Here is a 24,384-nt window from a genome sequence, read left to right as displayed (position 1 = left end):
CGGGCAGACGTCCAGTCCGCCCGCCCGTGCGCCGAGGGCGGTGAATGGATCGACGATGGCCAGTCCTTCACCGGCCTCGACCATGCTGCGCATCATCTGATGGGTTTGTACGCGGGTCTGGATGCTCGGCGCCGGGCGCAGGGCCTGGAGTTTGTGCTCCAGCGCCGGGTTCAGCGGATCCTGACCTTCGAGGCCGATCATCGCCTGGCCGGCCAGCTCCTGCAGGGATATGTATTTCTGTTTGGGCTGCAGCCAGCCGTGGGGCGCGAGCAGTTGCAGCTTGCCGTGGGCCAGCGGTTGCGCGTGGATGTCGGGGTGTTCCGGATCGTGCAGGCTCAGGCCCAGATCGCTTTCGCGCAGCAGCAGGCTGCGCACGATGTCGCAAGTGGGCGAGCTGAGCAGACGGCAAGGTGCATCCGGCAAGCGCCGGCGCAGCAGGGCGATGCCTTGCGGCAAAAGATGTTGCGCCAGCGGCGGGGTGCCGATGATGCGCAGGGGCGGGGCGAGGTATTGTTTGAGGCTGCTGGCCAGCCGCTGCACCGGCTCCAATGCTTCATAAACGTGAGCGATCTCGACTTGCAGTGCGCGCGCTTCAGGCGTCGATTGCAGGCGCCCGCGGACGCTGGCAAACAGCATGAACCCCAACTCGCTCTCGGCTTCGCGCAATCGCTCTTCGACTTCGGCCACCGGCAGTTGCAGCCATTCGGCGGCGGTGCCCAGGTGACCGGTCTGCAAGAGCGCCTGAATCACTTCGATATGACGTAAACGCATGCGTGAAGTCCATGTTCAGCAGGTGGGGTCAGTGGCTGAATCCTACCCCAAGTCTGCGCATATGACTTCTGCTCATAACGGCCGGTTATGAAGCGACGGTTGGCTCAGGTTCACGGATCAGGGTGATACCTGATTGAACCAGAAGAAACTCGTTCTCGTTGACCTTGTTGACGCGATCGCCAATGGCCAGTCTGTAAATAGGCTCCGAGCCAGTGGAACCGTCCGCGGACGGGTTGGATTCCTGGAATTCATGCACGGAATAAACGCGGCCTTCCGCGTCTCTTGCATGGAACTGACCGACCAGTACTGCTGCCATCTGCTTAGAACCTCTGGAGATAAAACGCTTGATTTGCGGCTTGGTAGACCGTCATCAAGGCCTGTAAGTTTTCCTACAGGAAAAAAATAATCGGCGCGGAGGAAATTCCCTCGTTCACTGGTGAAACCGTCATCGAATCATCTATAACTACAGGCTCTTCCCACGGACAGTCGAGAGTCTTCCATGAGCAATGTCTACAACGTCGCTGTAGTCGTCGGCAGCCTGCGCAAAGCATCGATCAACCGCAAGGTTGCACTGGCGCTGGCCGAGCTGGCACCGGCCAATCTCAAACTGAAGATTGTCGAAATTGGCGACCTGCCACTTTATAACGAAGACATCGACGGCGATTCACCGCCGGCAGCCTACAGCACTTTTCGCCAGCAGGTGGGCTCTTCCGACGCGGTGCTGTTTGTCACCCCGGAATACAACCGCTCGGTGCCGGCGCCTTTGAAGAATGCGATTGACGTGGGTTCACGGCCTTATGGCAAGAGTGTCTGGGGTGGCAAACCGGGCGCGGTGATCAGCGTGTCGCCGGGGGCCATTGGCGGTTTTGGGGCCAACCAGCATCTGCGTCAGTCTTTCGTGTTTCTCAATGTGCCGTGCATGCAGCAGCCGGAAGCGTATCTGGGCGGCGCGGGTTCGGCGTTTGACGAAGCGGGCAAGTTGAGCGATTCGGTGAAACCTTTTCTGCAGAACTTCATCAATGCCTACGGACAATTCGTAGAGCAACACAAAAAATAAGCCATACCCGGAAAACTATGTAGGAGTGAGCCTGCTCGCGATAGCGGTGTGTCAGTCGATTGATTGGTAACTGACAGTCCGCTATCGCGAGCAGGCTCACTCCTACAGTTTTTGGTGTTGGCTTCACTTCTCCATCTCAATCCAAGGCTGTCTCGCGAATGCTCGCTGCGTCACTGATCTTCCTGCTGACCATCACCCTGGTCATCTGGCAACCCAAAGGCCTTGGGGTCGGCTGGAGCGCGACGCTCGGCGCAGTACTGGCGCTGATCTTCGGCGTGGTGCACCTGAGCGACATTCCGCTGGTGTGGCAAATCATCTGGAACGCCACCGGCACCTTCGTTGCGCTGATCATCATCAGCCTGCTGCTCGACGAAGCCGGGTTTTTCGCCTGGGCCGCGCTGCATGTGGCGCGCTGGGGGCGCGGCAGCGGGCGCAAGCTGTTTGCCTTCATGGTGCTGCTCGGCGCGCTGGTGTCGGCGCTGTTCGCCAATGACGGCGCGGCGCTGATCCTCACGCCAATCGTGATTTCGATGCTGCTGGCGCTGCGCTTTTCCCCGGCGGCGACCCTGGCGTTCGTCATGGGCGCCGGTTTCATTGCCGACACCGCCAGCCTGCCGCTGGTGGTGTCGAACCTGGTCAACATCGTTTCGGCGGACTTCTTTCACATCGGTTTCAACCGCTATGCGGCGGTGATGGTGCCGGTCAACTTCGTCAGCGTGGCGGCGACGCTCGCCGTGCTGATGTGGTTTTTCCGCCGCGACATTCCCAAGACCTACGATCCCGAACAACTCGAGCAGCCGCACACGGCGATCCACGACAAAGCCACGTTCTATGCCGGTTGGGTAGTGTTGGTGATCCTGTTGATCGGCTGTTTCTTCCTCGAGCAGTTGGGCATCCCGATCAGCGCGATCTCGGCGATCTGCGCCGCGCTGCTGCTGGGGATTGCTGCCCGTGGGCACAGGATTTCCACGCGCAAAGTGCTGAAAGAAGCGCCGTGGCAGATCGTGATTTTTTCGCTGGGCATGTACCTGGTGGTGTATGGCCTGCGCAATGCCGGGCTGACCGGGTATCTGGCCGGCTGGCTGGACGTATTCGCCGGGTATGGCGTGTGGGGCGCGGCGCTGGGCACCGGGGTGCTGACGGCGTTGCTGTCGTCGATCATGAACAACCTGCCGACGGTGCTGATCGGCTTGTTGTCGATTGATGCGAGTCAAGCCAGTGGCGTGGTCAAGGAGGCGATGATCTATGCCAACGTGATCGGCAGCGACCTGGGGCCGAAGATTACGCCGATCGGCAGTCTGGCGACTCTGCTCTGGCTGCATGTGTTGGCGCGCAAGGATATCCGGATTGGCTGGGGGTATTACTTCAGGGTCGGGATTGTGCTGACGGTGCCGGTGTTGTTGGTGACCTTGGCGGCTTTGGCTGTGCGGTTATCCCTTTAAACCGAGTCGGCCTTATCGCTGGCAAGCCAGCTCCCACAGGTTTTGTGGTGTGGCTCAGATAGTGAGCGCACAGAAGATCCCGGTGGGAGCTGGCTTGCCAGCGATGGGGCCGGTGCAAACACCGCAAAATCTCAGGTCTGGCCCGGCACATTCGGCCAAAGATCCGCCACCAGAAACAACCGCTCCGCCTCTTCCCATTCCCCCTGTGCATTCTCGGTCAGGCGCACCATCAGCTGCGCCGGGGCCATCGGTTCCAGATCATCCAGCCACATCTGCAGTTGTTCAGCGCTCCAGGCCTGATCCGCCGGGTAATGCGCCGGCGCCAGCCACGCATGCCGGGGCAGGGGTTGCCAGCGTCCGGCCGGGCGCTGGGCGACGAACGCCGGCCAGTCCTTCTGATGCAGCCAACTGCCGCGCAGGTGCTGCGGATGCGCGCCTTTCGGTGGTTCGGCCTGGCCGGGCCACGGGTACAGCAGGTAGCCACCCAGCCACAACTGCGCACTGAACACTTCAATATCCAGTGTGGCCAGCGCCGCGCGGCTTTCCGGGCGCGCCGAGATCGGCAGTTGATGTTCGGCCAGATGCGCCAGTTTGCGGTCCAGCCGATCGTGACAACCCGGCCCCAGCCATTGCGCCGGGTCGTGACCGTCGCCATTCTGCGGGCCGAGGTAGAGCTTGATCGCCAGTTCCAGGTGATGCACGCCGTCACGGTCGCGCAGCAGCATGTCCAGTTCGCCGAGGGTGTGACCCTCGCGGCGAATGGGCAGATTGGCAGCAATCAGTTCAATGCCCGGCGCATGCTCTACGGCAAACTGCCACAGCCGCTCGTAATACAGGCCCAGCCGCCGGGTGCGTGCCTGCGACAGCCAGTGCAGCAAGCCATAACTGTCACGGTCCAGTTGCCGCAGCCAGTGCTCCAGACGCTGCGGATCGCTGACCCAGTCGCTGCCCGCCAGTGGATGACGCTGCGGCCACGGCGTCGCGGCCAGCATCGGCGGGGCGAGAATCACCCACGCCAGATCCCGCACTTCCGGATGGCGTAATTGGTGGGGCAACTGGAGCAGGTCGGGAAACAGGATCATCTTGCGAGCATAGCCTGAAACACGAGCGCACCCTTGTGGCTGAAAGGATTTTGTCTATCGCAGGCTTTCGCCCATAATCGTGCTTTTCGCGTTTTCGATTGTCCGCAGAGGTCCCATGGAGCAATTTCGTAATATCGGCATCATCGGTCGCCTGGGCAGTTCCCAGGTGCTGGATACCGTCCGCCGACTGAAACGCTTTCTGCTCGATCGTCACCTGCACGTGATTCTCGAAGACACCATCGCCGAAGTCCTGCCGGGCCATGGCCTGCAGACTTCGTCACGCAAGATGCTCGGCGAAGTCTGCGACATGGTGATTGTCGTTGGCGGTGACGGCAGCCTGCTCGGCGCCGCGCGGGCGCTGGCCAAGCACAATATTCCGGTGCTGGGGATCAACCGTGGCAGCCTCGGTTTTCTCACCGACATTCGCCCCGACGAGCTGGAAGTTGAAGTGGCCAAGGTGCTCGACGGCCATTATCTGGTGGAAAACCGTTTCCTGCTGCAGGCCGAAGTGCGCCGCCATGCCGAGGCCATCGGCCAGGGCGATGCACTGAACGACGTGGTGCTGCACCCGGGCAAATCAACGCGGATGATCGAGTTCGAGCTGTACATCGACGGCCAGTTCGTCTGCAGCCAGAAGGCCGACGGCCTGATCGTCGCCACGCCGACCGGTTCCACCGCGTACGCGCTGTCCGCCGGTGGTCCGATCATGCACCCCAAGCTCGATGCCATTGTGATCGTGCCGATGTATCCCCATATGTTGTCCAGCCGGCCAATCGTGGTCGATGGCAACAGTGAGCTGAAAATCGTCGTGTCGAAAAACATGCAGATCTACCCGCAAGTCTCCTGCGACGGGCAGAACCACTTCACCTGCGCGCCGGGCGACACCATCACCGTCAGCAAGAAAGCCCAGAAGCTGCGGCTGATTCATCCGCTCGACCACAACTACTACGAAGTCTGCCGGACCAAGCTCGGCTGGGGCAGCAAGTTGGGCGGTGGAGGCGACTGATGCTCGATCCCGCGCGCAGTTATGACTTGATTGGTGACGTGCACGGATGCGCCCTGACCCTGGAACACTTGCTTGACCGACTCGGTTATCACAAGCAGAGCGGGGTCTGGCGGCATCCATCGCGCATGGCCGTGTTCGTCGGCGACATCATCGACCGTGGCCCGCGGATCCGCGAGGCGCTGCACATCGTCCACGACATGGTCGAGGCCGGGCAGGCGCTGTGCATCATGGGCAACCACGAATTCAACGCGTTGGGCTGGAGCACGCCGGCGCCTCCGGGCAGCGGCAAGCAGTTCGTGCGTGAGCACACGCCGCGCCACGCGCGTCTGCTGCACGAAACCCTGACCCAGTTCGAAGGCCACCCCGGCGACTGGCACGACTTTCAGCGCTGGTTCTACGAACTGCCGCTGTTTGTCGACGCCGGGCGTTTCCGTGTGGTGCACGCCTGCTGGGATGCCGGGCTGATCGAGCCGCTGCGCGCGCTGTTCCCCGACGGCTGCATCGACGAACACTTCCTGCAGGCCTCAGCGGTGCCGGACAGCTTTGCCTGCACGGTGTTTGATCGCTTGCTGCGCGGCACCGACATGCGCCTGCCGGATGGCCTGACCATGACCAGCGGCGACGGTCTGGTGCGTTCGTTCTTCCGCACCAAATTCTGGGAAGACGACCCGAAAACTTACGGCGATATCGTTTTCCAGCCTGATGCACTGCCCGAACCGGTGGCGCAGAAACCGCTGACTTCCAGCGAAAAAAACAACCTGCTGCGCTATGGCATCGACGAGCCGTTGCTGTTCGTCGGCCACTACTGGCGCAGCGGCAAACCGGCGCCGATCCGCCCGAACCTCGCGTGTCTCGATTACAGCGCGGTGCTCTACGGCAAACTGGTGGCTTATCGTCTGGATCAGGAAACACGTCTGGATCCGCATAAATTTGTCTGGGTCGATGTCGAGCGGCCGGAGGTGCTGCAATGAGTGCGGTAGCGGTATTGCGTCTGCCGATGACGGTGGACCTGAGCGGGTTCGTCAAACTGCTGCAACGCATGCAGGTGCCGCATCGGGTCAGTGAAGAGGCGGGTGAGCAGGTGCTGTGGGCGCCTTCGGAAATCAGCGAGGACGTGCGTTCGCTGTACGAGCGCTTCCCGGCCGGCGATCCGGATCAACAACTGGACATCCCGCAAGCCCCGACTTTCAAGCGTCCGGGCTTTGCCGAGCAACTCAAGCACGCCAGGGCCACCGGACTGATTCTGCTGCTGAGCCTGCTGGTCGCCGGGCTGACCTACCTGGGTGACAACCTTGAGACCGTGCGCTGGCTGACCTTCCTCGATTTTCGCGTGGCCGGCGAGTACATCCAGTTCACACCGCTGGCCGACAGCCTCGCGGCGGGGCAGTGGTGGCGGCTGTTCACGCCGATGCTGCTGCACTTCGGCATCCTGCACCTGGCCATGAACGGCATGTGGTACTGGGAACTGGGACGGCGCATCGAGTCGCGTCAGGGCAGCATCAATCTGCTCGGTCTGACGTTGTTGTTCAGCCTGGTGTCGAACTACGCGCAGTTTGCCTGGAGCGGCCCGAGCCTGTTCGGCGGCCTGTCTGGCGTGCTGTACGGACTGCTCGGCCACTGCTGGATTTTCCAGTTGCTGGCGCCGAACCCGGCCTATCGCCTGCCACGAGGCGTGCTGGTGATGATGCTGGTGTGGCTGGTGATCTGCATGTCCGGGCTGGTCTCGATGATCGGTTTCGGTCAGATCGCCAATGCCGCCCACCTCAGCGGGTTACTCATCGGATGCTTCACCGGTTTGTTGGGTGGTTTGTATAACCGCCGTAAACTGGCCGCCTGAATTTTTAAGTGAATAAAGAGCACGGAGACCCTGATGTCCTCTTTTAACGACATGATCAACAACATCACCCCGGACATCTACGAGAGCCTGAAACTGGCCGTGGAAATCGGCAAGTGGTCCGACGGTGGCAAACTCACCGCCGAACAGCGCGAGCTGTCGCTGCAGGCGATGATCGCCTGGGAAATCCAGAACCTGCCCGAAGACCAGCGCACCGGTTACATGGGGCCGCAGGAATGTGCGTCGAAGTCGATCGAAGTGCCGAACATTCTGTTCAAGTCGGATGCCATCCATTGATCGAGATTGGCCGCGGTGCAATCAGCAAGATGTCGGCGCGCCTGGACGGGCCGAATGTGCAGTACGCGTTTCGTCTGGATGACGTCGAGGTGCCGGTCAACCCGTTGATCGGCACGACGGTGCGTCTTGAGTATCTGGGAGCGATCCATTGCACCCATTGCGGGCGCCGGACCAAAACCAGTTTCAGTCAGGGTTATTGCTACCCGTGCATGACCAAACTCGCGCAGTGCGACCTCTGCATCATGAGTCCGGAGCGCTGCCACTTCGAGGCCGGCACCTGCCGTGAACCGGAGTGGGGTCAGAAATTCTGCATGACCGATCATGTGGTGTACCTGGCCAACTCGTCGGGGATCAAGGTCGGCATCACCCGCGCTACGCAACTGCCGACCCGCTGGCTGGATCAGGGCGCGAGTCAGGCGCTGCCGATCATGCGTGTATCGACGCGGCAGCAGTCGGGCTTCGTCGAAGACCTGTTCCGCAGTCAGGTGGCCGACAAGACCAACTGGCGCGCGTTGCTCAAGGGCGATGCGGCGGCGGTGGATCTGGCGCAGGTACGCGATCAGCTGTTTGAAAGCTGCGCCGAAGGCTTGCAGGGGCTGCAACAGCGATTCGGCCTACAGGCAATTCAGACGATTGCCGATGTAGAACCGCTCGAAATCCGCTATCCGGTCGAGCAATACCCGGCCAAAATCGTCAGCTTCAACCTGGACAAGAACCCGATTGCCGAAGGCACGCTGCTGGGGATCAAGGGTCAGTACCTGATCTTCGACACCGGCGTGATCAACATTCGCAAGTACACGGCCTATCAGCTCGCCGTGCATCAAATCGCCTTGCATCAATAAGGAATCCAGCATGCGCACCGAACAACCGAAGATGATTTACCTGAAGGACTATCAGGCGCCCGAGTACCTGATCGACGAGACGCACCTGACCTTCGAGTTGTTCGAGGACCACAGCCTGGTCCACGCGCAACTGGTGATGCGCCGCAACCCCGAGCGTGGCCCGGGCCTGCCGCCGCTGGTACTCGATGGCCAGCAACTGGAGCTGCTGTCGGTCACCCTGGCCGACCGGGAACTGAGTGCCGGCGACTATCAATTGACCGAAAACACCCTGACCCTGCAACCGGCCAGCGAAAGTTTCACGGTCGATACCAGCGTCCGGATTCACCCGGAAACCAACACCGCGCTGGAAGGCCTGTACAAGTCCGGCACGATGTTCTGCACCCAGTGCGAGGCCGAAGGCTTCCGCAAGATCACCTATTACCTCGACCGCCCGGACGTGATGAGCAAGTTCACCACCACGGTGGTCGCCGAGCAGCACAGCTACCCGGTGTTGCTGTCCAACGGCAACCCGATTGCCTCCGGCCCTGGCGAAGACGGCCGGCACTGGGCGACCTGGGAAGACCCGTTCATGAAACCGGCGTACCTGTTTGCGCTGGTGGCCGGTGACCTGTGGTGCGTCGAAGACTCCTTCACCACCATGACCAAACGCAACGTCGCGCTGCGCATCTACGTCGAGCCGGAAAACATCGACAAGTGCCAGCACGCGATGAACAGCCTGAAGAAATCGATGCGCTGGGACGAAGAGGTCTACGGTCGTGAATACGATCTGGACATCTTCATGATCGTCGCCGTCAACGACTTCAACATGGGCGCGATGGAGAACAAGGGCCTCAACATCTTCAACTCCAGCGCCGTGCTGGCCCGCGCCGAAACCGCCACCGACGCCGCGCACCAGCGGGTCGAAGCGATTGTCGCCCACGAATACTTCCACAACTGGTCGGGCAACCGCGTGACCTGCCGCGACTGGTTCCAGCTGTCGCTCAAGGAAGGCTTCACCGTGTTCCGCGACGCCGGTTTCTCCTCGGACATGAACTCGGCCACGGTCAAGCGCATTCAGGACGTGGCCTACCTGCGTACCCACCAGTTCGCCGAAGATGCAGGCCCAATGGCCCACGCGGTGCGCCCGGACAGCTTCATCGAGATTTCCAACTTCTACACCCTGACCGTGTACGAAAAAGGCTCGGAAGTGGTCGGCATGATCCACACACTGCTGGGCGCCGGAGGCTTCCGCAAGGGCAGTGACCTGTACTTCGAACGCCACGACGGCCAGGCGGTGACCTGTGACGATTTCGTCAAGGCCATGGAAGACGCCAACGGTGTCGACCTGACCCAGTTCAAGCGCTGGTACAGCCAGGCCGGTACACCGCGTCTGGCGGTCAGCGAGTCCTACGACGCGGCGGCGAAAACCTACAGCCTGACCTTCCGCCAGAGCTGCCCGGAAACCCCGGACAAAGTGGAAAAACTGCCGTTCGTGATCCCGGTCGAACTCGGTCTGCTCGACAGCAAAGGCAACGAGATCGCCCTGCGTCTGGCCGGTGAAGCATCGGCGCAAGGCACCAGCCGCGTGATTTCGGTCACCGAAGCCGAACAGACCTTCACCTTCGTCGACATCGCCGAACAGCCGCTGCCATCGCTGCTGCGTGGTTTCTCGGCGCCGGTAAAACTGAGCTTCCCGTACAACCGCGACCAGTTGATGTTCCTGATGCAGCACGACAGCGACGGCTTCAACCGCTGGGATGCCGGTCAGCAACTGTCGGTGCAGGTGCTGCAGGAGCTGATCGCCCAGCAGCAGAAGGGCGAGAGCCTGGTGCTCGATCCGCGTCTGGTCTCGGCGCTGAAAACCGTGCTGTCCGATGAGTCGCTGGATCAGGCCATGGTCGCCGAAATGCTTTCGCTGCCAAGCGAGGCCTATCTGACCGAAATCAGTGAAGTGGCGGACGTCGAGGCGATCCACAACGCTCGCGAGTTTGCCCGCAAACAACTGGCGGACAACCTGTTTGAAGCGTTGTGGCTGCGCTATCAGGCTAACCGCGACCTGTCGAAGCAGACGCCGTATGTGGCCGAGGCCGAGCATTTTGCCCGTCGTGCGCTGCAGAACATTGCGCTGTCGTACCTGATGCTCAGCGGCAAGCCCGAGGTGCTGGCCGCAGCCCTTGAGCAGTTCGAAAACAGCGACAACATGACCGAGCGCCTGACTGCGCTGGCCGTGCTGGTCAACTCGCCGTTTGAAGAGCAGAAAGCCCTGGCGCTGGCGAGTTTTGCCGAGCACTTCAAGGACAACCCGCTGGTCATGGATCAGTGGTTCAGCGTGCAGGCCGGCAGCACACTGCCGGGCGGTCTGGCGCGGGTGAAAGCCTTGATGCAGCACCCGGCGTTCAACATCAAGAACCCGAACAAGGTGCGTGCGCTGGTCGGTGCCTTTGCCGGACAGAACCTGATCAACTTCCACGCTGCCGACGGTTCGGGTTACCGCTTCCTCGCGGATCTGGTGATCGAACTGAACGGCTTCAACCCGCAGATCGCTTCGCGCCAACTGGCGCCGCTGACGCGCTGGCGCAAGTACGACACTGCGCGACAGGCGCTGATGAAGGCTGAACTGGAGCGGATTCTGGCGTCGGGGCAGTTGTCGAGTGATGTGTACGAAGTGGTAAGCAAAAGCCTGGCGTAACGCTTGCCTGATCAATATTTCAGGCGAACACAAAACCCTGTAGGAGCTGCCGAGTGAAACGAGGCTGCGATCTTTTGATTCTGGTTGTTTAAATCAAGATCAAAAGATCGCAGCGTGCCGCAGCTCCTACAGTTTTCACGTCGTACACAATTCGGTGTAGGAGCTGCCGAGTGCAACGAGGCTGCGATCTTTTGACTTTGATTTTTCAAAATCAGGATCAAAAGATCGCAGCGTGCCGCAGCTCCTACAGTTTTCACGTCGTCCACAAGTCGGTGTAGGAGCTGCCGAGTGCAACGAGGCTGCGATCTTTTGACTTTGATTTTTCAAAATCAGGATCAAAAGATCGCAGCGTTCCGCAGCTCCTGCAGGTTTTTGCGTCGTACACAAGTCGGTGTAGGAGCTGCCGAGTGCAACGAGGCTGCGATCTTTTGACTTTGATTTTTCAAGATCAGGATCAAAAGACCGCAGCGTTCCGCAGCTCCTGCAGGTTACTTCAGGTCAAACCGGTCCAGATCCATTACTTTGGCCCACGCCGTCACGAAGTCCTTCACGAACTGTTCCTTCGCGTCGGAGCTTGCATACACCTCGGCCAGCGCGCGCAATATCGCGTTGGAACCAAACACCAGATCGACCCGCGTTGCCGTCCACTTCACGCTGCCGGTTTTACGGTCGCGTCCTTCGAACTCGTCCGCCGCTGCTGACGTTGGTTTCCACTCCACGCCCATGTCCAGCAGGTTGGTGAAGAAGTCATTGCTCAGCGTTTCAGTGCGCGAGGTGAACACACCATGCCGGCTCTGCCCGACGTTGGCCCCCAATACCCGCAGACCGCCGACCAGTACGGTCATTTCCGGCGCGGAGAGGGTGAGCAACTGCGCTTTGTCGATCAGCAATGCTTCGGCGGAAACGGTGTATTTGCCTTTGCTGTAATTGCGGAAACCATCGGCAATCGGTTCAAGGAAACCAAACGACTCGACGTCGGTTTGCTCCTGAGTCGCATCGGTACGGCCTGGGTTGAACGGCACAGAGACCGAGTGCCCGGCATTTTTCGCCGCTTGCTCGACCCCGGCATTACCTGCCAGCACAATCAGGTCCGCCAGCGAGACTTTCTTGCCAGATGACCCTGCATTGAACTCGTTCTGAATGTCCTCCAGAGTCTTCAGCACTTTGTCCAGCTGCTCCGGCTGGTTGGCCTGCCAGAACTTCTGCGGGGCCAGACGCAGACGCCCGCCATTGGCGCCGCCGCGCTTATCGGAACCACGGAAGGTGGACGCGGCCGCCCAGGCGGTGGATACCAGTTGCGACACCGACAGGCCAGAAGCCAGCACTTTGCTTTTCAGCGCTGTCGCATCGTTGCTGTCGATCAATGGGTGAGATGCCTCGGGAATCGGGTCCTGCCACAGCAATTCTTCATTGGGCAGTTCTGGCCCGAGGTAGCGCGCCAGTGGCCCCATGTCACGGTGGATCAGCTTGTACCAGGCGCGGGCGAAGGCGTCGGCCAACTGATCGGGATTGGCCAGGAAGCGCCGGGCGATCGGCTCGTAGATCGGGTCGAAGCGCAGGGCCAGATCAGAGGTGAGCATGGTCGGCGAAAGCTTTTTGCTCGGATCGTGCGCGTGCGGAACGGTGCCGGCGCCAGCACCGTTTTTCGGTTTCCACTGGTGCGCCCCGGCCGGGCTCTTGAACAGTTCCCACTCGAAGCCGAACAGGTTTTCCAGGTAGTTGTTGCTCCACTGGGTCGGGGTGGTGGTCCAGGTGACTTCCAGGCCACTGGTGATGGTGTCGGCGCCCTTGCCGGTGCCGAATGCGTTGCGCCAGCCGAGACCTTGTTCCTCCAGCCCGGCAGCTTCCGGCTCAGGCCCGACATTGTCCGCCGGGCCGGCACCGTGGGTCTTGCCGAAGGCGTGACCGCCAGCGATCAGGGCCACGGTTTCTTCGTCGTTCATGGCCATGCGGCCGAAGGTCTCGCGGATATCACGGCCCGACGCCACCGGATCCGGGTTGCCCTCGGGGCCTTCCGGGTTCACGTAGATCAGGCCCATCTGCACGGCGGCCAGCGGATTTTCCAGATTGCGTTCGCCCTGATCGGTGCGGCTTTCCTCTTTGCCGTGCAGGTCCGGTTCGGCCACCAGCGTGCCGTCACCGGGTTCCTGCATGGCGGACTTGTCTTTGCCGTAGCGGCTGTCGCCACCGAGCCATTCGTGTTCCGAACCCCAGTAGACGTCTTCGTCCGGTTCCCACACATCGGGACGGCCTCCGGAGAAGCCGAAGGTCTTGAAGCCCATCGATTCCAGGGCAACGTTGCCGGTGAGCACGATCAGGTCAGCCCAGGAAATATTGCGACCGTATTTCTGCTTGATCGGCCACAGCAGGCGCCGGGCCTTGTCGAGGCTGACGTTGTCCGGCCAGCTGTTGAGCGGGGCAAAACGCTGTTGCCCGGAGCCGGCGCCACCGCGGCCATCGGCGGTGCGATAGGTACCGGCGCTGTGCCAGGCCATGCGGATGAACAGCGGGCCGTAGTGGCCGAAGTCGGCGGGCCACCAGTCCTGGGAATCGGTCATCAGCGCGCGCAGGTCTTGTTTCAGGGCCTGGAAGTCCAGGCTCTGGAAGGCTTTGGCGTAGTCGAAGTCCTTGCCCAGCGGATCGGACTTGGGCGAGTGCTGGCTGAGGATCTTCAGGTTCAGTTGATTCGGCCACCAGTCACGGTTCGTCGTACCACCACCGGCTGCGTGGTTGAACGGGCATTTCGATTCGTTTGCCATGTTCGGGTCCTTATCAGGTCTTGTACGGCCGGCTCGTGCCGACTTCGGACTAGTAAGGCTAGACCCGACTCGGGCAGTCAGCTAATAGGCCGACTATTGGAGTTTGATAGGCGCAGTCTTTCAGCATTTTCCCGTACTCGGGCAGGTCGCTGCAGGCTCCCGATCTGCGCCAGAAACTGCGTGCTTGAGCGCTCGCTGCAAAACGAATTGCAAGAATCGTGATGACAGAAAGAAATGTTATTGTATAACATAAAAAAGATTTCATTCTGTTTCTGCCGGCATCATTTGCAAAACGCCGGCAGCGATTCTCATTTTTTCTGCTCATGGAAGTTCTGAAATGCCTGCCCGTTCCCAAACCCTACAACGACGCCTGACTCCGCTGGCCGCCGCGCTGCTGATCGCCTCGCCAGTGTTCGCCGCCGAACCGCTCGAGCTGCAACCGCAAGTCATCACCGGCAATCCGCTGGGCAGCCAGACCCTCGCATCACCTTCGACCGTCCTCAGCGGCGACGAGCTGACGTTTCAGCAGAAGGGCAGCCTCGGCGAGACGCTGAACAAGCAGCCCGGCGTGTCCTCGTCGTACTTCGGCCCGGGCGCGAGTCGGCCGATCATTCGTGGTCAGGACGGTGATCGCATTCGCATCCTGCGTAACGGCGTTGGCGCGCTGGACGCCTCATCGCTGTCGTACGACCACGCGGTGCCGCTGGATCCGATCAACGTCGAGCGCATTGAAATCGTCCGTGGCCCGGCAGCGTTGCTGTATGGCGGCAGTGCGATTGGCGGGGTGGTCAACACTTTCGATAACCGCATCCCCACCGAGACCATCGATGGCATTCACGGTGCGGGCGAATTGCGCTACGGCGGCGCCGACACCACCCGCAGCAGCGCCGGGAAACTGGAGGCGGGTAACGGTCAGTTCGCCTTGCACCTGGACGCCAGCGCCCGGGAATTCAATGACCTGAAAATCCCCGGTTACGCCAAAACCGGCGCTGCACGCGCCGAGGATGACGGCGACGCGCGCAAGCATCGGCTGGCCAACAGCGACGGTCGTCAGGATGGCGGCGCCGTCGGCGGTTCCTACACCTGGGATGACGGTTACGCCGGCCTGTCCTACAGCAATTACGATTCGAACTACGGCTCGCCCGCCGAAGACGACGTGCGCATCCGCATGCAACAAGAGCACTACGCGTTCGCCTCGGAAATCCGCAACCTCGACGGCCCGTTCAGCTCGGTCAAACTTGATGCGGGCTACACCGATTATGAGCATCGGGAAATCGAGGGCGGCGAAGTCGGCACCACTTTCAAGAACAAGGGTTACGAAGCGCGGGTCGAGGCCCGGCATCAGCCGTTGGGGCCTTTCAACGGAGTGATCGGCGCTCAGGTCAGCCGCAACGAATTCTCGGCGCTGGGCGAAGAAGCCTTCGTGCCACACACCGATACCGACGCCGGTGCACTGTTCATTCTGGAAGAGTTGCAAGCCACCGATCGTCTGCTGTTCACCCTCGGCGGGCGCCTGGAACACACCACCGTCGACCCGGACGGCAAAGGCAACGAACGTTTTGCCAATGCCGACAAGTCCAGCAGTTTCACCGCCGGCAGCCTGTCGTCCGGCGCGGTGTACACGCTGACGCCGGTCTGGTCGGTCGCCGCGACACTCGGTTACACCGAGCGCGCGCCCACGTTCTATGAGCTGTACGCCAACGGCGCCCACGTCGCGACCGGCACCTATGAAGTCGGCGATGCCGGGCTGTCGAAAGAAAAAGCCGTGTCCAGCGACCTCGCGTTGCGTTTCGATAACGGCACGCACAAGGGCAGTGTCGGCGTGTTCTACAGCCACTTTTCCAACTACATCGGTTTGCTCGGCACGGGTCGCGCACTGAATGACGACGGCGAGGAAGACGTCGATGGCATTCCCGAATACACCTACTCGGGTGTGCGCGCGCGCTTCAGCGGCATCGAGGCGCAGGATCGCTGGACGCTTGGCGAAAATGCCTACGGCAAGTTTGCTCTGGAGCTGTCGGGCGATTACACCCGCGCCAAGAACCTCGACACCGGCGAAGACCTGCCGCGCATCGCGCCGCTACGCCTGAACAGCGGCTTGCTGTGGGAACTGGATCGCTGGCAGGCGCGGATCGACATCGAACACGCCAGTTCGCAGCATCGTGTGCCCGATAACGAAAGCAGCACCGATGGCTACACCACGCTGGGTGCGAATGTGGGGTATCACTTCGATGTCGGCCAGAGCAAATGGCTGGCCTTCGTCAATGCCGACAACCTGACCAATCAGACCGTGCGTTACGCCAGCTCGATCCTGCGCGATATTGCACCGGCGCAAGGGCGCAGCATTCAGGTGGGGTTGCGCACGACGTTCTGACAGCCGCTCGCCCCCTGTAGGAGCTGCCGCAGGCTGCGATCTTTTGATCTTGATCTTGAAAAAACAAAATCAAAAGATCGCAGCCTGCGGCAGCTCCTACACGTTGTTCATGTGATCAGCTCGATTGCGCGGTGTCGTCATCCGGCAACGCATCCAGCGGATCTTCCTGCCCCGGCAGCTCAGTGATCACACTGAAATCCGTGACCTCGATCGCACCCAATATTGCGCCAGCTCGATCCTGCGCAATGTTGCACCGGCACAAGGTGCGCACAACGTTCTGACAGCCGCTCACCCCCTGTAGGAGCTGCCGCAGGCTGCGATCTGTTGATCTTGATCTTGAAAAAACAAAATCAAAAGATCGCAGCCTGCGGCAGCTCCTACACGAGGGCATCAGCTTGACTGCGCGGTGTCGTCGTCCGGCAGCGCATACAGCGGATCTTCCTGCCCCGGCAGCTCAGTGATCACACTGAAATCCGTGACCTCGACCGCGCCCTATGTTGCGCCAGCTCGATCCTGCGCAAAGGCACAAGGTGCGCACAACGTTCTGATAGCCCATCGCCCCCCTGTAGGAGCTGCCGCAGGCTGCGATCTTTTGATCTTGATCTTGAAAAAACAAAATCAAAAGATCGCAGCCTGCGGCAGCTCCTACACAAGGGCATCAGCTTGACTGCGCGGTGTCGTCGTCCGGCAGCGCATCCAGCGGATCTTCCTGCCCCGGCAGCTCAGTGATCACACTGAAATCCGTGACCTCGACCGCGCCCAATCCATAACCCAGCAAGTGAAACGAGAAGGCCTTGCGCTGTTGCGGGTTGTCGAAGCTGAAATCCATCTCCAGCGGCTGATCGGCCGTGGCGACCATCTCTGTCGGCAGGCCCAGTTGCACGTCCTGTTCGAACTCCTTGGCCTTGAGCTGAATGTAAGCGGCCTGCTGCGGATCGACCGAACGCACGGTCAGGCGCACGCGGGTGTGCGAACCCTTGGGCATTTCCAGGTATTGCGCGCCGATCAGGTTGTCGGCCCAGTCATCCTTGATCTGCGCCTGCAGCGGGATGACGTTGTTGCTGCCGAACTGGTAGCGCTGATTGAGCGGCGTGCGCAGCAGCGACAGGTCCAGGGCCATGGCCCGCGCGGCAATTTGCCGGGCCTGCTGGCTGCTTTCGTTGCCTTTGAAAGTGGCGCTGTCGGCAATGAAACCGGCGCTTTGGTAATAACGGCAACGGCGTGGCATGTCGCACTCGGAGAAGACCCCCTGACCGTTGTGGTAACGCAGCTTGCCGTTGGTGTAGGACATGATTTCGCGCCCGCTGTCGTAGTCGCGAAACAGCGAACGGCCGCTGAGCGCCGAGGGCACCGGCAGGTCGAAATAGTCGAGGATCGAGGCGCTCAGGTCGACATGCCCGTACACCCCGGCATTCAATCGCGGCAGCTGCTCGTGTTCCGGCGCCAGGGTCAGGTTGAAACCCCACGACGACGCCAGACGCACGCCATCGATGCCGTGGGATTCGTCGGAAGTGATCACCACCAGCGTGTCCTTGAGCACGCCCTGACGTTCGAGACCGCTGAGAAACTGCTCCAGTGCATCGTCGAGATACCCGACGGCGGCCTGCTTGGGCGTCTCGTAGCGCGCCAGATAGTCTTGCGGTGCGGAGTAGGGCTGGTGAGTGCCGACGGTCAGCAGGGTGAGCATCCACGGTTGCTTCTGCTTCTTCAGTTGCCCGACGTAATCCAGCGCACCTTCGAAGAACGCCTTGTCATCCTTGCCCCACGGGAATTCCAGGTAGTTGGCGTTGCTGAACCATTCCAGACCATGGGTCGCATCGAAACCGATGTGCGGCATGATCTTGTCCTTGGCCATGAAGCGCAGGCCGGCGCCTTGCAGGTAGTGGGTGCTGAAGCCGTTCTGCCGCAGTTGCGCCGGCAGGCAGGCCTGATTGCGTTCATGCTGGGTGAGCATTTCCACGCCTTTGGGCGTGCCGTTGTTGAGCTTGTCGTAATCGCCACAGAGCATGGCGTACAGACCGCGAATGGTCTGGTGGGTGTGCAGCACGTAATCCGGGGTGTTCATGCCGCGCTCGGCCCAGCGGCTGAGGTTGGGCATCAGGTCTTCCTGATAGTGGCTGCCGATCGCCTCGCGATTGGCGCGGATGTAGGCGCCAGGAATGCCTTCCAGCGCGATGATCAGCACGTTGCGCGCCTGCCCCGGCGCGGCCAACAGCTTGTGCCCGTTGAGATCCAGATCGGTCAACCCGGCCATCTGCGGCGCGGGTTCTTCGAGGTCGCCGTCCAGCCATTCCTCGGCCTGCAACTGCAGATCGGCCACCTGCGTGGCGAGCAACTGATGCGGCAGGTTGTACAGGCGCCACGGGTCCTGATCGTTCGGCCACAGGTTCTGCACGCCCCAGTGCGCGGCGAACAGCAGCACCGGTGCGGCCCACAGTGTGCGGGGCAGGGTGGGCGCAGGTTGGCCGCGATTGGCGAAGCGGGTGACCAGCCAGAGGCTCAGCGCCAACAGCAAGGCAATCCCCAGCGCCGGATGGGCGAGGCCGCCACCGGTGGAGTTTTCCACGAATTGCGGGTCAATCAGGTAATGCAAATCGGCAGGGTTCGGCAGTCGGCCGACAGCACTGACCAGCTCGGCCGTCGCCACCGCCAACAGTCCCCAGAACAGCAGCAACGGCAACGCCAGCCACCACGCGCGGCGATGCAGCACCAGCACCAGCAAACTGCCCATCGCCAGATCGGACAGATAGCCCAGCGGCGACGACCAGCCCAACGCCGCCCGCAGGCACACCGGCACGATCAGTACCAGCAGAATCAGGGAAAAGAGACGGGCGTGCGGCAGCCGCAGCCAACGAAAAAGAACGCTCACAAAAAAGACCTTCCAACCATGAAACCGTCATAAAAGTGTGCGCGATGATACCAAGGGCGGGCTGTCTGATCGCCCTTTTAAACACGGGGCTGATCTGCTCTCGCAGGTGCGGCAGAAGGTTCTGAAGCCGTGACCGATGTGGGTGTCAGCCCGATAGCGGCGATTGCACGGGCAATCCTGACGACAGATTTATTGTTTCAGGCTGTTTAAATGAGTACGGCGACGTCTCTCGCCAGGTTCTGCCTGCCAGACGCATGGGTGCTATGAATATTCGATAACGGTATTTAATTTCTGTTTTTTATAGCGATAGAGTCCGGCCTTTCCGCAAATTCACCGCTGCTGCGAGGTTGTCATGTCTCTACCGATCAAACGTTCTGCGCTGACGCTGTTGGCTGCATCTTTGGCGAGCAACCTGCTGTTCAGCAGCGGCGCCCAGGCCGAAGGCAAGATCAGCATTGCCCAGCAATTCGGTATTGGTTATCTGATTCTCGATGTGGTGCGTGATCAGCAGTTGATCGAAAAACACGGCAAGGCGCAGGGGCTGGAGATCAAGGTCGACTGGAACAGTATCTCCGGCGCCACCGCCATGAACGAAGCGTTGCTGACCGGCGCACTGGACGTGGTCTCCGCCGGGGTGCCGCCGATGCTCACGGTGTGGGATCGCACGCGCGGCAAGCAGAACGTCAAGGCGATTGCCTCGCTCGGCTCGATGCCCAATTACCTGCTGACCAACAACCCGAATATCAAGACCCTCAAGGATTTCAGTGACAAGGATCGCATTGCCGTACCGGCGGCGGGCGTGGGTTTCCAGTCGCGTACCTTGCAGATCGAAACGGCCAGGGAATTCGGCAATGATCAGTACAGGAAATTTGACGACATCTCGGTCAGCCTGCCGCACCCGGACGCCACGGCGGCGCTGATTGCCGGCGGTTCGGAAATCAACGCGCATTTCTCCAGCCCGCCGTTCCAGTATCAGGCGCTGCAAAACCCCAATGTGCACAAAGTGTTGAGTTCCTACGACGTGCTCGGCGGCCAGGCCACGTTTAACGTGCTCTACACCACGGAAAAATTCCACGACGAAAATCCCAAGACCTACAAGGCGTTCTACGACGCGTTGGCGGAAGCGGAAAAAATCATCAAGGCCGACAAACCCGCAGCTGCCCAGGCCTATATTCGCGTAGAGCAGTCGAAGTTGCCGCTGGCGCTGGTCGAGCAAATCGTCAAAGACCCGGAAATAGACTTCACGGTGGTGCCACAGCGTACGTTCATCTACGCCGAGAAACTCCAGGAACTGGGCGTGCTGAAGAACAAGGCCGGCAGTTGGAAGGATTACTTTTTTGAAGAGGCGCATGGCGATGCCGGGAGCTGATAACGCCTCGCCAAAAAGCGAAAACCCAGGGAGGTGACTTAATGATGGCTCGGTGTAATTCGAGCCCATTGGCCCGCAAGCACGAAGCCAAAAAAACGGGGCGGACTGATCAACAATCAGGCCGCCCCGTTTTTTATTGCCGTTCAGTCAGATCAATGCATCTTGCTGTGATCGTGACCTTCCATGTTGGTCAGCGCGCGAACCGGTGCTTTGACCTCGATGATTTCTTTCTCGCCCTTGGCGTTCTCGACGGTCAGGGTCAGCGGTACGCTTTCGCCTTCCTTGAGCTGACCGGTCAGGCCCATCAGCATCACGTGGTAGCCGTTGGGGTCGAGCTTGACGGCTTTGCCGGCCGGCAGTTCGACGAACTTCACCGGGCCCATGCTCATGACGTCATTTTTCATGGTCATTTCGTGGATCTGCACGTCTTTCGCCATGGGCGTGGCAACGCTGAGCAGCTTGCTGTCGCTGTCGGCGGTGACGGTCATGAACGCGCCGCTGGCCGATTGGGTCGGCACGGTCGCACGCACCCAGGCGTCATCGACCTTGGTCTGGGCGCTGGCCTGAAAAGCCAGGCCCAGCAGGGACACCGCGAAAACCGCGCGTTTGATGTTGTTCAAGACGGGGTGCATCAGCAGACCTCCATAACGGTAAGCAAATCTTCCGTGCACTCTTGTGCCGAAAGCGAAACAGACAGACCCAGGCGCAACTGACCGCGCGAGTCGTAGACGTAACTGGTGGACGTGTGGGAGATGGTGTAGGTATCGCCGGCCGGGACTTTCTCGTAGAACACGTCGAATTCTTTGGCGGTGGCCTTGGTTTCTTCGACGGTGCCGTACAGCGCGACGAAGCTCGGGTCGAAGGCCTTCATGTAGGCGTCGAGAATTTCCGGTGTATCGCGTTCGGGGTCCAGGGTGATGAAGATCACCTGCAAACGGTCGCCGTCCTTGCCCATCAGCTTCTTGATTTTCGCCGCGCGGGCGAGGGTGGTCGGGCACACGGCCGGGCATTGGGTGAAGCCGAAGAAGATCATCGGCATCATCCCGCGAAAGCTCGACAGCGTCATGGTTTCGCCGTCGGTGTTCTTCAGCTTGAAGGTGCGTCCGAGGATCTTGTCACTCAGGTCCTTGCCGTACTTGTACGACAGTTGGCCACGGGTGTCGCAGCCGGCGAGCAGGCCCAGGCCCAGTACGCCCATTCCCGCAAGCACGTTGCGGCGAGTCAACAAAGCCGTCATCTAATACCGCCTTTTGCAGCCCGTCAGTCGGCAGGACTGGCGGGGGGTTAACCGTAAAAGCGGCGCATGATACCAAACTGACGGCAGACGCCGGCCACGGATCGCCGCGCAGCGCAGGATCGGGCGACAAAAGGTGTAAGAAAAAGTGACGAGTGCCTACTGAATATTCGCCTCATCGGCCCGCCAGCCACCGCCCAGCGCGGTGTACAGGTTGACCTCGGCAACCAGTTGCGCCAGCCGGTCAGTGATCAGGCCTTGCTGCGAACTGAACAGCGAACGCTGCGCATCAAGAAACGTCAGGCTGCTGTCGACACCGTTCTGATAACGGTGCTGCGCCAGGTTGTAGTAGTCCTGCGTGGCCTGCACCAGATCGCGCTGCGCCTGCAATTGCTGCTGATAAGTGCTGCGTGCGGCCAGGCCGTCGGCGACTTCCTGAAAAGCGGTCTGGATCGATTTTTCGTATTGGGCAACGGTCACGTCTTTCTGCAGCTTCGAATAATCCAGACTCGCGCGCAGGCTGCCAGCATTGAAAATCGGCAGGTTGATTTGCGGCTGGAACGTCCAGGCTCCCGAACCGGCACCGAACAGTCCAGAGAGATCACGGCTGGAGGTGCCGGCACTGGCGGTCAGGCTGACGCTGGGGAAAAACGCCGCCCGCGCCGCGCCGATATTGGCGTTGGCGGCCTTGAGCTGGTACTCGGCCTGCAGAATGTCCGGGCGCCGTTGCAGCAGATCCGACGGCAACCCTGCCGGCAGTTGTTGCACCAGATCGCTGGACAGCGGCTGCGCAGGCAGTTTCTCGGGAACCTGAGCACCGACCAGCAGCGTCAGGCTGTTCAGATCCTGCGCCACCTGACGCTTGTAACGCGCCAGATTGGCCCGCGAACTGTCGACACTGGTTTTCGCCTGCGCCTGTTCCAACGCCGAAGATTTGCCGGCGTCACGGTTGCGCGTGGTCAGGCGCAGACTCTGCTCATCGGCAGCCAGGGTCTGGCGGGTCAGTTCGAGCAGTTCCTGGTCGGCGCGCCAGGTCAGATAAGCATTGGCGACGTTCGCCACAAGGCTCAACTCGGCACTGCGCCGGGCCTGTTCGGTCGCCAGCCAGGTTTGCAGCGCCTGTTCGCTGAGGCTGCGCACCCGGCCGAAAAAGTCCAGCTCGTAGGCACTGACGCCCAGATTCACCGCGTAAGTCGAATTGATCAGCGCCTTGCCGCCGGTCACGCTGGGCGGCATGCGTTGGCGCGATTCACTGGCATTGGCCGACACCGCCGGCAGCAGATCGGCACGCTGGATCCGGTATTGCGCCTGAAACGCTTCGACGTTCAGCGCCGCCACGCGCAGGTCACGGTTGTTGACCAAAGCGCTTTCGATCAACTGTTGCAGGGCCGGGTCTCTGAACAGCGTGCGCCACTCTTCGGTGCGGGTTGCAACCTGCGCCTGTGCGGCATCCGGGGCGCTTTGCGGATACTGCGCAGCGCTGGGTGAAGGCGGGCGCTGGTACTCGGGGATCAACGAACAACCGGCCAACAGGACGGCAAGGGACAGCAGGGAAATGCGCAGCATCGAACGCTCTCATGCAGAAAAAGGCATGCCGGTCTCGGCACCGTCGGGGCAGGGCGCATCAGCCCCGCAAACCATCGAAAACATCGGCTCGATGACCTGGGGATTACGCCCCGGCCATCCACTTCGCCAGCCCGTGCCGCCCGCTGACCCCCAGCTTGGCCGTGGCACGCTTGAGGTAGGTCTGGATCGAGCTGCTCTTGACCTGAAGTTTTTCTGCCATTTGCGGCACCGTGCCGCCGGTCAGCAAACCCAGGCACACTTCTTTTTCGCGCACCGACAGCACGATTCTGCCCAGCGTCAGGCGCTCGTCGAACACTTGCTGCAAGGGCGCCTGATCGAGTTCGGCCGACGGCAGGCGCGGTTGGCGGGCGACGGTTTGCCGACTGATCTTCGCGTGGCGTTCGATCAACGGCAGCAGGGTGTCGGACAGGTTTTTCAGGAACGACAGCTCCGGCAGGGAAAATACCCGGTGGGTATGTGGCCGGAAGAACGAGATGACGCAGCGGCGATTTGAAGTGCGCGACACCAGATTGCACTGATGCACGCTGTGCTGCGGATGCCGGGGCTGAGGCGGGGTTTTCAACTGGATCAACAGCGAGTCGCTCATCTCGATCATCTTTTGCAGCAGTGGATGCTCGTCTGGATGCTGCAGCGGATCCGGCGGCGAAACGGACTGCGATCCACCGGCGCTGCCCAGGGGTTTGATCTCGACCACACTGGCCTGACGCTCATCCAGCGTCCACTCACTCAGATCGACCCGGTTGACCGGCACCAGAGGATTGACCAGCTGGAACAGGTTGGTGGCGAAATGATCATCGCCCGTGCTGGCGATCAGTTCTCCCAGTTGCCAGTAAAAATGCGGCTTTTCCATGTCGCGAATGCTGCCGGTCAGATTCATATCTCTGGTCATCCTTGAAATAGTTTCATCGCCGAATGGCCCGCCATGCCGGTAAAAACCTCCCACGCGATCTTTTCTCCTTGAACCTGATCTGGAGCCGGATTAGGCCTATGGATTTGTCCTACGTCTGTAGGGGGAAACAGGGACACAAAGTGCCATCATTTCTGAAAGTTGGCGCCGGCCTTCTGACGCCATTTGGTACAGGTGATGCGCGTTACATGACTGTTTGGTCACGTAGAAGCCTTTAAAACCGGGACATGACCCTTGCATCGAGATAACAGCGCAGGTCGATGGCAGCGCTGACGCATGGCATTTT

The 24,384-nt window shown here is 60.8% G+C and carries 19 protein-coding genes; 10 read left to right on the top strand and 9 right to left on the bottom strand.

Annotated features, from left to right (window positions below; genetic code table 11):
- Window positions 1-771, bottom strand: a 771-nt coding sequence (locus DBR18_RS26840; RefSeq protein ID WP_108592602.1) for a LysR substrate-binding domain-containing protein, incomplete at its 3' end; no start/stop codon positions are given.
- An 85-nt stretch (window positions 772-856) separates the two neighbouring features.
- Complete coding sequence (locus DBR18_RS26835) at window positions 857-1,087, bottom strand: hypothetical protein (RefSeq protein WP_108592589.1); 231 nt, start codon at window positions 1,085-1,087, stop codon at window positions 857-859.
- 183 nt (window positions 1,088-1,270) lie between these two features.
- Between DBR18_RS26835 and DBR18_RS26830 the strand changes: the two genes are divergently transcribed.
- Both DBR18_RS26830 and DBR18_RS26820 read left to right on the top strand, forming a co-directional pair.
- Window positions 1,271-1,828: an NADPH-dependent FMN reductase gene (locus tag DBR18_RS26830; RefSeq protein WP_108592588.1), complete on the top strand. Its 558-nt coding sequence runs from the start codon at window positions 1,271-1,273 to the stop codon at window positions 1,826-1,828.
- A gap of 158 nt (window positions 1,829-1,986) precedes the next feature.
- Window positions 1,987-3,270, top strand: coding sequence for an arsenic transporter (locus DBR18_RS26820; protein WP_108592587.1), 1,284 nt, complete (start codon window positions 1,987-1,989; stop codon window positions 3,268-3,270).
- A 131-nt stretch (window positions 3,271-3,401) separates the two neighbouring features.
- Here DBR18_RS26820 and DBR18_RS26815 read toward each other — a convergent pair whose 3' ends face one another.
- Window positions 3,402-4,352 carry a DUF1853 family protein gene (locus DBR18_RS26815; protein WP_108592586.1) on the bottom strand — a complete coding sequence of 317 codons (951 nt, stop codon included), beginning with the start codon at window positions 4,350-4,352 and terminating at the stop codon, window positions 3,402-3,404.
- Between the two features lie 115 nt (window positions 4,353-4,467).
- On the opposite strand from DBR18_RS26815, the gene DBR18_RS26810 reads away from it, so the two are divergent.
- From DBR18_RS26810 to pepN, 6 genes are read left to right on the top strand one after another with little or no spacing between them, the layout of a single operon-like run.
- A complete protein-coding gene (locus tag DBR18_RS26810) occupies window positions 4,468-5,358 on the top strand; it encodes an NAD(+) kinase (protein WP_003224174.1) in 891 nt (296 codons plus the stop codon).
- Window positions 5,358-6,329 carry a metallophosphoesterase gene (locus DBR18_RS26805; RefSeq protein WP_108592585.1) on the top strand — a complete coding sequence of 324 codons (972 nt, stop codon included), beginning with the start codon at window positions 5,358-5,360 and terminating at the stop codon, window positions 6,327-6,329. Before DBR18_RS26810 ends, DBR18_RS26805 begins: the two co-directional genes overlap by 1 nt.
- Window positions 6,326-7,195 carry a rhomboid family intramembrane serine protease gene (locus DBR18_RS26800; RefSeq protein WP_108592584.1) on the top strand — a complete coding sequence of 290 codons (870 nt, stop codon included), beginning with the start codon at window positions 6,326-6,328 and terminating at the stop codon, window positions 7,193-7,195. Before DBR18_RS26805 ends, DBR18_RS26800 begins: the two co-directional genes overlap by 4 nt.
- Window positions 7,196-7,228: 33 nt before the next feature.
- Window positions 7,229-7,489 (top strand): YeaC family protein, encoded by a 261-nt coding sequence (locus tag DBR18_RS26795; protein ID WP_007919229.1) that lies wholly within the window; start codon window positions 7,229-7,231, stop codon window positions 7,487-7,489.
- Window positions 7,486-8,331 (top strand): DUF2797 domain-containing protein, encoded by an 846-nt coding sequence (locus DBR18_RS26790; protein WP_108592583.1) that lies wholly within the window; start codon window positions 7,486-7,488, stop codon window positions 8,329-8,331. Before DBR18_RS26795 ends, DBR18_RS26790 begins: the two co-directional genes overlap by 4 nt.
- Before the next feature lie 10 nt (window positions 8,332-8,341).
- Window positions 8,342-10,999 (top strand): aminopeptidase N, encoded by a 2,658-nt coding sequence (gene pepN / locus DBR18_RS26785; RefSeq protein ID WP_108592582.1) that lies wholly within the window; start codon window positions 8,342-8,344, stop codon window positions 10,997-10,999.
- A gap of 488 nt (window positions 11,000-11,487) precedes the next feature.
- On the opposite strand, the gene katG is transcribed toward pepN, so the two are convergent.
- Entirely contained in the window at window positions 11,488-13,758 is a 2,271-nt protein-coding gene (gene katG, locus DBR18_RS26780; RefSeq protein ID WP_108592581.1) for a catalase/peroxidase HPI, read from the bottom strand.
- Between the two features lie 337 nt (window positions 13,759-14,095).
- On the opposite strand from katG, the gene DBR18_RS26775 reads away from it, so the two are divergent.
- Window positions 14,096-16,132, top strand: a complete 2,037-nt coding sequence (locus tag DBR18_RS26775) for a TonB-dependent receptor (protein WP_108592580.1) — start codon at window positions 14,096-14,098, stop codon at window positions 16,130-16,132.
- A gap of 658 nt (window positions 16,133-16,790) precedes the next feature.
- Here the strand turns inward: DBR18_RS26775 and DBR18_RS26770 are convergent.
- Window positions 16,791-19,001, bottom strand: a complete 2,211-nt coding sequence (locus DBR18_RS26770) for an LTA synthase family protein (protein WP_108592579.1) — start codon at window positions 18,999-19,001, stop codon at window positions 16,791-16,793.
- A 352-nt stretch (window positions 19,002-19,353) separates the two neighbouring features.
- Between DBR18_RS26770 and DBR18_RS26765 the strand changes: the two genes are divergently transcribed.
- The gene (locus DBR18_RS26765; RefSeq protein ID WP_108592578.1) at window positions 19,354-20,370 is read left to right on the top strand and encodes an ABC transporter substrate-binding protein; all 1,017 of its coding nucleotides are present in this window, start codon (window positions 19,354-19,356) and stop codon (window positions 20,368-20,370) included.
- A 152-nt stretch (window positions 20,371-20,522) separates the two neighbouring features.
- On the opposite strand, the gene DBR18_RS26760 is transcribed toward DBR18_RS26765, so the two are convergent.
- From DBR18_RS26760 to DBR18_RS26745, 4 genes are all read right to left on the bottom strand, one after another.
- Window positions 20,523-21,002 (bottom strand): copper chaperone PCu(A)C, encoded by a 480-nt coding sequence (locus tag DBR18_RS26760; RefSeq protein WP_108592577.1) that lies wholly within the window; start codon window positions 21,000-21,002, stop codon window positions 20,523-20,525.
- Window positions 21,002-21,607 carry an SCO family protein gene (locus tag DBR18_RS26755; protein ID WP_108592576.1) on the bottom strand — a complete coding sequence of 202 codons (606 nt, stop codon included), beginning with the start codon at window positions 21,605-21,607 and terminating at the stop codon, window positions 21,002-21,004. Before DBR18_RS26755 ends, DBR18_RS26760 begins: the two co-directional genes overlap by 1 nt.
- A gap of 156 nt (window positions 21,608-21,763) precedes the next feature.
- Window positions 21,764-23,170 (bottom strand): efflux transporter outer membrane subunit, encoded by a 1,407-nt coding sequence (locus DBR18_RS26750; protein WP_108592575.1) that lies wholly within the window; start codon window positions 23,168-23,170, stop codon window positions 21,764-21,766.
- 103 nt (window positions 23,171-23,273) lie between these two features.
- Window positions 23,274-24,068 (bottom strand): helix-turn-helix transcriptional regulator, encoded by a 795-nt coding sequence (locus tag DBR18_RS26745; protein WP_108592574.1) that lies wholly within the window; start codon window positions 24,066-24,068, stop codon window positions 23,274-23,276.
- Window positions 24,069-24,384 lie beyond the last annotated feature (316 nt).

Origin of the sequence: Pseudomonas sp. HMWF021, from assembly GCF_003061005.1 — a bacterium.
GTDB lineage: Bacteria > Pseudomonadota > Gammaproteobacteria > Pseudomonadales > Pseudomonadaceae > Aquipseudomonas.
This window is presented reverse-complemented; position numbering and strand designations above follow the sequence as displayed.